1 protein-coding gene is annotated in these 1,832 nt (G+C 62.1%); it reads left to right on the top strand.

Annotated features, from left to right (window positions below):
- Nucleotides 1–869, top strand: an 869-nt coding sequence (locus K336_RS18200) for a transposase (protein WP_081660863.1), incomplete at its 5' end; no start/stop codon positions are given.
- Nucleotides 870–1,832 lie beyond the last annotated feature (963 nt).

The following is a 1,832-nucleotide window of genomic DNA, read 5'->3' as shown; positions in this document are numbered from 1 at the left end:
GGATGTGCTCGGTCCCGGCCGGGCATGCGGGGAACCGGGACGCGGCGGAACTCGCCCGCGACCAGAAACAAGAACTCAAGAAAATCCTCGCCCAGCCGCCCTCCCGGACGGGCACCCACGCCGAGTTCTGGGACGTCCCGGCGATACGTGAGGTCGTGAAGATCATGTTCGACGTGGAACACCAGTCGGACTCCTCGTACTGGCTGCTCCTGCGCCCGTGCGGGCCGAGCCTCGAACCGCCCGACCCGTTCGACGAGCACCGCAACGAGCCGGCCACCACCAGACGCGCGGCCGAGGCGACGACCCAGGTCAAAACCCTGTTGGACCAGGGCCGGAAGGTCTGCACGGCGGACGAGGCCCGCCCCGAGCACGAGGCCGAGACCCGCCGCATGCAGCCCCCGAAAGGGCAGCGCACCAGAGCGGTCCGTGGACCGGCAGAGGACGTCCCAGTCCTTCTCCGGCGCCCTCCCCCGACCAGCAGAACAGTCACGCCGTACCCGATCGAGGGCAACCGGAACACCTGGCGGACGATCCTCGCACCGGACCTGCTCCAACGCGAAACCGAGGCCGGTAAGGTCGCGGTCGTCCTCGACAACGCACGATTCCACCACGCGAAAGCGTTGACCGGCCTCTACGAGCCCGGCCGGCTGCTGGAGCGCATCACGCCGATCCATCTGCCGCCGTACGCGCCCGACCACAACCCGGTCGAGCACGTCCGGAACGCGGCCAAGAACAACATCGCGAACATTCAGCACGAGACCCCCGAAGAAACCTTCGGCGCGTTCGCCTCATGCATCGCCGGCCGAACATTCGACTACGACTTCGAGCACCTCCCACCCCGCGAAACCAGAAACGATTTTGTTTCATGACGGCCGTAAATTTGATATAGGTAAACTAGAATGAGTCAAGACATTTCACGCCCCCTCTGGGAGGCGCATACGACCCGGAGGCGCTGGTCAGAACAAGCAGCATCCATCGTGAGCTGGACAGCGACTCTTTATTTAAAAATACAGACCTACAGGGATACCGACGTAGGAGAAAATTGGATAACATTTTGCACAAACGATAAGGATATTGGGTTTTTAGGTGTACAAATCCCACTCCTATTCGCAAATGACGATCTCATGTCTATCCCATGGCCATTTCCTATTACTGTGATACAGGTAAAAAATATCGAAAACTCCGAATTGTCTTGTCGTGATGACATTTTAACTGAGGTCTTCGAGGGAAGGATTAATCGTCATATCCTCGGGCCCGATCCAATAAGCGCAAGAGATCTCTGGGTCAGCACTCTGTGACAAAGTGTCTCCATTCAGGTTTACGCATAGGGCTTGTTCGGTGTTTGGTGATCCCGCGTGGGTGTGCCATTGAAAACGAAAGGAGGTCTGCCCCGAGACAATGGATGGCTCTTCGCAGCGGGGGTGTGGTTGGGGTCTCAGTCTACCGGCTTCGAACAGGTTCTTGGCGCTGTGGTGGGTCGGGTTTCGGAGGCCGAGTGCGGAGCCGGGGAGGTGGTTTGGAGTGTTTGGTGTTTTTCGGGCGGTGGGTGAAGTGATCGAGGTGGGGTTGGGTCGTGTCGGTGCCGGGATGCGGTGCAGGGTTTGAGGGGCGGGTCGTTCTCGGGATCGTCCGGGGGTCCGGGCCGGTGGCCGGGGTGGCCGGATCGTACGGTCCTGTGGCGCAGGCGGTCGGGGGCCGGGTCGCAGGATGGCGGAGGGAGCGCCCCGGCCTCGGCGCTGATGCCGTGACCGTGGAGGGGCGCGCCGGGATCGGGCGGCTGAGGGCGGGGCTCCGGGAGGCCCGCGTGGGGAACGGGTTCCCGGAAGGGAGCG

Origin of the sequence: Propionibacterium acidifaciens DSM 21887 (assembly GCF_000426605.1) — a bacterium.
Taxonomy (GTDB): Bacteria; Actinomycetota; Actinomycetes; order Propionibacteriales; family Propionibacteriaceae; genus Propionibacterium; species Propionibacterium acidifaciens.
The sequence above is the reverse complement of the archived record's forward strand: the minus strand, read 5'-3'. Positions and strand labels throughout refer to the sequence as shown.